The 6,700-nt window shown below is 68.9% G+C and carries 6 protein-coding genes and 2 pseudogenes; 5 read left to right on the forward strand and 3 right to left on the reverse strand.

Annotation, left to right across the window (positions count from 1 at the left end; genetic code table 11):
• On the forward strand, positions 1-203 hold a 203-nt coding region (locus IF04_RS0135145; protein ID WP_030267659.1), incomplete at its 5' end, for a TipAS antibiotic-recognition domain-containing protein.
• 250 nt (positions 204-453) lie between these two features.
• On the opposite strand, the gene IF04_RS0135150 is transcribed toward IF04_RS0135145, so the two are convergent.
• Both IF04_RS0135150 and IF04_RS0135155 read right to left on the reverse strand, forming a co-directional pair.
• Positions 454-822 carry a hypothetical protein gene (locus IF04_RS0135150; protein ID WP_157847769.1) on the reverse strand — a complete coding sequence of 123 codons (369 nt, stop codon included), beginning with the start codon at positions 820-822 and terminating at the stop codon, positions 454-456.
• Positions 823-924: 102 nt separating this feature from the next.
• Complete coding sequence (locus tag IF04_RS0135155; RefSeq protein WP_030267664.1) at positions 925-1,131, reverse strand: hypothetical protein; 207 nt, start codon at positions 1,129-1,131, stop codon at positions 925-927.
• 217 nt (positions 1,132-1,348) lie between these two features.
• Between IF04_RS0135155 and IF04_RS0135160 the strand changes: the two genes are divergently transcribed.
• The 4 genes and pseudogenes from IF04_RS0135160 to IF04_RS39205 all read left to right on the forward strand — a co-directional run bounded on the left by IF04_RS0135160 (position 1,349) and on the right by IF04_RS39205 (position 5,215).
• The gene (locus tag IF04_RS0135160; RefSeq protein ID WP_051831852.1) at positions 1,349-2,011 is read left to right on the forward strand and encodes a restriction endonuclease; all 663 of its coding nucleotides are present in this window, start codon (positions 1,349-1,351) and stop codon (positions 2,009-2,011) included.
• A gap of 179 nt (positions 2,012-2,190) precedes the next feature.
• The gene (locus IF04_RS0135165) at positions 2,191-2,514 is read left to right on the forward strand and encodes a hypothetical protein (protein ID WP_030267670.1); all 324 of its coding nucleotides are present in this window, start codon (positions 2,191-2,193) and stop codon (positions 2,512-2,514) included.
• Between the two features lie 565 nt (positions 2,515-3,079).
• Entirely contained in the window at positions 3,080-4,144 is a 1,065-nt protein-coding gene (locus tag IF04_RS0135170; protein WP_078601207.1) for a PP2C family protein-serine/threonine phosphatase, read from the forward strand.
• A gap of 192 nt (positions 4,145-4,336) precedes the next feature.
• Positions 4,337-5,215: pseudogene (locus tag IF04_RS39205) on the forward strand (IS5 family transposase).
• A 251-nt stretch (positions 5,216-5,466) separates the two neighbouring features.
• Here the strand turns inward: IF04_RS39205 and IF04_RS0135185 are convergent.
• A pseudogene (locus IF04_RS0135185) lies at positions 5,467-6,700 on the reverse strand (hypothetical protein); the annotation flags it as partial.

Raw genomic sequence — 6,700 nt, forward strand, 5'->3', positions numbered from 1 at the left:
ATTCCGCGGTGCAGGCCGCGGTGGACGCCCAGTACCAGTTCGTGTGCCGGTACTGGACCCCGAACGCGGCCGCTTACAAGGGGATGGGCCAGCACTTCGTCGATGACCCGCAGTCTCGCGCGAACTTCGACAAGATCGCCGACGGGCTGGCCGACTACCAGCGCGACGCGATGGTCTTCTACGCCGATGCCCGGCTGAGCTGACCGGCAGATCCACCCGCCGGGGGCTGCAGACCCCGGCGGCAACGGCAGGCCCCCGCCAATCCTCTGCCGGATCAGCGCATTCGACCCATCGGACAGGCCCTAGGCGGCCACCAAGCGTGCACGCCTCATCGACGCGGCCTCCTTGCTGTCCCCCGAGGCATCTGCTCAACTCACAGCAGGCTGTGGGCTCAACCGGGGGAGACGATATGGGGCGACGTGGACGTTCGAGGAATGGGGCGCGAGACCTCCTCTACCTGTCCGAGAGCAAGATGCGGGTCCTTGCCGAAGAGCTGGGCCGGTACGCGACGGAGGTGAGGAGGTTGGCGTCGGTCCGCTGACCGCTGTAGGCCACGCCCTGCCCGGTCGTGAACAGCCACGGGAACCATGTCGTCCGAGCGAAGCCCGGGTCGGCGTACCAGCTGCCGTTCCGGCGCCACGCCGGCAGCGGGACCGACGCGAAGCTCACGCTGGCCACGCAGTACATGAAGGCGAAGAAGTCGTTCTCGATGAAGTCGTGGCCGTTGGTGATCCCCAGGTAGGCGACCCCGGGTAGGAAGAGAGCGTCCGCCAGGTCGAAGCCGAATACATCTCCGCGCCGTCGAACCGGCTCTGCCGTCACGCTCCGCTCCATTTCTGCCGCTGTCGTGTTCTCCGGCACCGTATCGGGCGCGCGCACGGCAGTTGGCCGGTCGTCAGGAAGTCCAGGGTGGCGCAGCGCCGGCTACTTGCGCCGGGCGAGGCCCACTGGTGTGGGCTGGGAATGGGTGATGTACGGCTGGCCGCTGTAGTCGACGGTGATTGTGTGCCGCAGGACGTTGTCGGCGTCGTAAAAGATCTGCTCCACCTCCAGGCAGACCCGGTCAGTGGAGACGCCGAAGTCCTGCGCCTCCTGGTCGTTCACCTTCCGGGCCCGGCTGCCGGTGACCATCCGCACCGTCCCGGGCAGTGCGATGGTGGCGCTCCATGGGCAGAGGCCCGGTGACCGGTCCGACGGTCTCGTACCCGGTCCGATTCGACCGTTGATGAACACGACAGCGCCCGGGGCGGGGCAGGCCCTCTTGCCGGGGCCAGGCAGGACTTTCACACTGCGGATCACAGGCGTGGGGAGTGGGGGAGTGATGGCAGCACGAAGACGGCGTCGACGGATGAGGAAGCGTACGCGCAGGCAGTTACAGGGGTGGGGCGCGGTGGCGGCGGTGATCGCTGCGGTGTTGGTGGCCGGGAATTGGGCGAGAGTGTGGCCCGTCCTGGTGGCGGTGCTCGCCATAGCCGTGGTGGGCGGGGCTGGGTGGGGACTGTGGCGGGCGCACCGGCTCGCGGTCGGGCAGGACCGGCAGTGGCGGGCACAGGAAGAGGCGAAGGCCCGGGAGCTGTCGATGACCGAGGTCGACGCACTGTCCTGGCAGGACTTCGAGCGATACGTCGCTGATCTGTGTCGACGGGACGGCTGTACGAAGGTCGTCGTCAGCGGCAAGAGCGGCGACCTGGGCGCTGATGTCATCGGTTATCTCCCCGACGGCCGCAAACTTGTTGTCCAGTGCAAGAAGTACGCGCCGGGCCGCAGCGTGTCCTCGCAGGACATGCAGAAGTTCGTCGGCACCGCCCGCCCGGAGCACGGTGCGGACATCGCCCTGTTCGTCACCACGTGCCGCACGTTCACGAAGGCCGCCCTCGGGCTGGCGGTGCGGCAAGACGTCGTGGCCCTGCACCGTGACCTGCTGGGCTCCTGGGTCAAGGGCGCCCACCTGGAGACGCTGATCCCGCTGAATGGAAGCGGCGGCGGCACTACGCGGCGCCCGCCTGCCTGATGGCAAGCCGCCTGCGGCACGGCTTTGGTGTGGGCAGCGCCAGTGCGGGAGCACGCAACAGCGCCTGGGACGTGAGGAGCTGGCCGGGCGGGCGAGTGGAGGGCGACGTCAAGGATGAGCAGGAAGGTCGCGAGCAGATGAGATTCTGCGGCTGGCGCGGCTGAAGGGAGGGGAGCCTGGTGGCGAAGGAGAAGTCCGTACCGACGTTCGTGCCGTTCAGGGCTGATGCGATCGCGGTGTCCATGCCGGACTCGTCGTCGACGATCGGACGGATCATGCACTACGTGCCGGGTATGAAGGTGACCCAGTCCTACCGGCAGCAGTTCTGGGCGGCGGTCCATGCCGGCACGATCGATCCGGAGAAGGAGGCGTGGTGCCTGGTGTGGATGCACCACCTTCCCGTGTCCGCTCATCCCGACGCGATGGCGGCCACCACCGTGGCCTGCGCCCCGTACCCGGAGTGGGAGAAGGCCGTGTACGGCCAGAGCCCGAGGCCGAAGTAGCCAGCGGCCGGACTGTCCTCGCCCGGACCACGGCGACCGATCAGCACCCCCACTGGCGGCCAGAAGGGCTGGATGATCCGACGCCCACGCTGACGTCGCCACCGGGCTGCTTCGACCAGTCCACTTCGCCAGCTCAGCTAAAGGACCGCGCTTCAGGGAGGATACGCCGATGTGTTGTCCGTCGTGGTCGATGCGGACGTGGAAGTCGGCCAGTCGGGGCCGGCCCAGCTCCTTCCACGGCTGACGCTGGCGCTGGCTGCGCAGCAGCATGAAGTTGACGGCGGTAAGCAGCCGGCCGGTGGCGCCGCCGGTGTCGTCGACGGTGAGGGTGAGGAGTGCGTCGGTGCCCAGGGGCGTGGTGAGCGGTGGAGAGGAGCCAGTCATACGGTGTCAGGCACCCACAAGTCTGCCGACCTTGGCTGGTGGGGCATGGTGAAGGCAAGGCGACTCTGGGGCGGCTGCACCATCTTGCCTTCGTTGTGCGGACTGGGCGGGACAGGTGTAAAGAGGAGATGTGTCGCAGCGCCTCCTAGGATTTCGCCGGTCGGCGCGAGCGGGTCATGCGATGGCAGCTATCCCGATCGCACTGATCGTGGCGATTGCCGTGATCGACGTTCTTGCTCCGCCCGATATTCACCTCGGTCCGTTGCTGGTCGCAGCCCCGGCGATTACCGCGTCGTTCGCCGGGCCCCGGATGACGGGATTGATCGCCGCACTCGCGGTGGTGGCCCAGGCGATCATCGCTGTCATGCGCGATCGGGATCAGTTGTTCTCGGCGAACCACCAGGCACAGATCGCCGCCCTGGTCCTCGTCGGATCGAGCCTCGTGATCTTCTGCGTACTGCGGGAGCGCCGCGCCAAAGAGCTGACGCAAGTGAAGTACGTATCCGAGACCGCCCAGCGCGTCGTCCTGCGGCCGCTGCCCAAGCAGATCGGGCCCCTGCGAGTCGCCTCCCTGTATCTCGCTGCCGAAGCCGAGGCCCAGATCGGCGGCGACCTGTATGCGGCTGTACGCACTGGCTCCGGCACCCGACTGATCATCGGCGACGTGCGAGGCAAAGGCATGACCGCCGTCGGTGACGTTGCTCTGCTGCTCGGCGCGTTCCGGGCCGCCGCCCATCGCCAGGCGAGCCTGCCCGAACTGGTGACCTACCTCGATGGCAGCGTGTGCTGGGACCTGGCCGAACCCGGTGAGACGGACCAGACGGGAGAGAACTTCACCACCGCCACCATTCTGGATATCCCCGACCACGGCAGCACGATCGACATGGTCGACTGTGGGCACCCACCGCCGGTTCTCCTGCAAGGCGGCCGCGCCACGACGATGGAGGCCAGCCAGCCAGCGCCTCCGCTGGGCCTGGGTGAACTGGCGCACCGCCGCTACCGCGTCGACACCTTCACGTTCGAGGCAGGAGACCTCCTGCTGCTGTATACCGACGGCGTCAGCGAGGCCCGCGACTGCACCGGCGCCTTCTACCCCCTCACCGAGCGCATCACCGGCTGGACCGAGAGCGATCCCGACGCCTTCCTGCGTCGCCTCCGGCGTGACCTGCTACACCACGTCGGAGGGAGACTGGGTGACGACGCTGCCATCGTTGCGATCGAGCGCTCGCCCGCCACTCACCCATGATCCCCCCGACCCGACGCCCAGCGATCCCTCCCCAGGTCACACCGCTCGACCCATCTGCTCCCCCGCTCACCGCTTGGTCCCCCAGCAGGTTCAAATCCTGTCCCCGCTACTCATCTCCGGCCCCTCGCCACTCGTCGAGGGGCCGGAAGCGTTAGGGCGTGACTCTTTGATGGGTTGGTCAGTCGATCGGATGTGTCTGTCCGATTAGTGATCACTGATGTGATGTGGGACCAGATCGAGCCGCTGATGCCGGCCGATCCGGTCCGTGGACGACGGTGGGCCGACCACCGCCGCACCCTTGAGGCCATCGCCTGGAAGTACCGCACCAACTCGCCCTGGCGTGACCTGCCAGGCGAGCTCGGTCCGTTCCAGACCGCTCACAAACGGCTGGTTAGGTGGGCTGTCGACGGCACCTGGGAACGGATCCTGGCTTCTGTCCTGGCCACAGCGGGCGCTGCCGACGACATCGACTGGACTGTGTCGGTCGACTCGACTGTCGTCCGGGCCCACCAGCACGCGGCCGGAGCACTCAAAAAGGGGCGGCGGGACACCGGGAGCCAGTCGATCACGCACTGGGACGCTCCCGCGGAGGCCTGAGCACCAAGGTCCACTTAGCATCCGACGGCCGGGCCCGACCCCTGGCCTTCACCGTCACCGCAGGCCAGGCTGGTGGTGACGCACCTGCCTTCGAGACGGTGATGGCCCTCATCCGCGTGCCCCGCACCGGTCCGGGCAGACCTCGGACCAGGCCCGACGCTGTTCTGGCCGACCGCGCGTACTCCTCACGCGCCATCCGGGTCCATCTGCGACGCCGGGGAATCCGCGCGGTCTTCCCGCAGCCATCCGACCAGATCGGCCACCGTCAACGGCGAGGCCGTTACGGCGGGCGCCCGCCCGGGTTCGACCGCGAGGCCTACAAGCAACGGAACACCGTCGAACGCTGCATCAGTCGAACGCTGCATCAACCGCCTCAAGCAGTGGCGCGGCCTGGCCACACGAACCGACAAGCTCGCCATCGCCTACCAGGCCGCACTCCACCTCGCTGCCATCCTCATCTGGACCCGACACTGACCAAAGAGACAGAACCTAGTAGTGCTTCTTCTGGGGCGCTGCCCGGAGGTGAGGCCGACGCCTGCGGCCAGAGGGCCCGCTCTGGCGATGACACGGCGTAACCGCACTAGATCGAACGATCGCAAAGCGTGACCGGTGGGGGCCGGTGGCCGCCAGGATGCGGCGGAAGGTGTCGGAGACAGTCGGCTTGCCCATGCGAGCCTCGATGTGTCTCCTCGGCGCGTTCTGGATGGCCGGGGGTGGTTGCTGGGTCAAGGGGGCGGCGCGGAGGCGGGGGTGATGGCGTGGGTGATGCCGGTGGACAGGTCGGTGTCGTGGCCGGCGCGGTACGCGGTCTCGTAGGCGCGGTCGCCGAGGGCGGTACGGGTCTGCTCTTCGCAGGCTCGGCGGGCGGCGGTGAACGAGGGGACGCCCGCCTGTGCCCGGCCGAGCGTCTCCCACAGCTGCGTGGCCAGGCCGAGCAGCCACGCGGCGTCCTGGTACCGGCCCGTGGCGGTGGCGGCCCGGGCCAGTGATTCGAGGGCCATGCCGGTGCCCACGTCGTCGCGCAGCCGGTGGTTGACGAGCAGGGCGGCCCGGGCGTGGTCCTGCGCCGCCTGGAACCGGCCACGGGCCAGCTCGGCCTGGGCGCGGATGGTGTCGCCCCGGGCGCGCATGCTGCGCTCGCCGTTGTGGTCGCAGGCGGCGCTCAGCTCGTCCAGCCAGGCGATGGCCTCCTCGATGCGGCCCGCGGAGACGTGGGCGAGGGCGCCAATGATCAACGCTGCCAGGGGGAGGTAGGTGAGCGGTTTCTCGCCCCAGTCCGTGGCGAGCAGATCCTCGGCCAGGGCGACCGCCCGGGCCTGGTCACCGTGGATCGCCGCCAGCCGGAGGTTGTTGATTGCCGCGTACCTGCGTTCGGTGTCGCCGAAGTGTGCGGCCAGGGCGTTGCCCTCGGCGGCGCATTTTTCGAGGGCGGGCAGATCACCCAGAAGGAGCAGGGACTGGCCGCAGGCGTACAGGGCCTTTGCCCGGGCCGGGGAGGGGGTGGTGTCGGCAGCCAGGGCGCGGTCCAGGTAGTGCCGGCCCTCCTTGAGGAGCCCGCAGGCGTACCAGAAGAACCACAGCGCTCCGGCCAGCTCCAGTGCGGTGTGGCTCTGGCCCTCGGGTTCGGCCAGGCTGTAGTCCAGTGCGGCGCGGAGGTTGTCGTGCTCGGCGGTCATCCGGTCGTACCAGGCGAACTGGTCGGGCCCGACCCAGGCGGCGTCGCCCCGGCGGGCCAGGCGGTAGCGCTCCCCGCCCCCGGTCGGTTCCCAGGTCAGGATGGATTTCTCCGTCAGCGTGCCCAGCACGGCAGGGATCTGGCGGGCGGGGAGGTGGTCGTCGGCGCAGACCTGCCGGACGGTGTCGGCGTCGAAGCTGCCGGCGAAGACCGACAGCCGCGCCCACAGCAGCCGTTCGGCGGGGCTGCACAGCTGGTGGCTCCAGCCGATGGCGGTGCGCAGG

Source organism: Streptomyces violens, from assembly GCF_000717745.1.
In the GTDB taxonomy this organism is placed as follows: Bacteria; Actinomycetota; Actinomycetes; order Streptomycetales; family Streptomycetaceae; genus Streptomyces; species Streptomyces violens.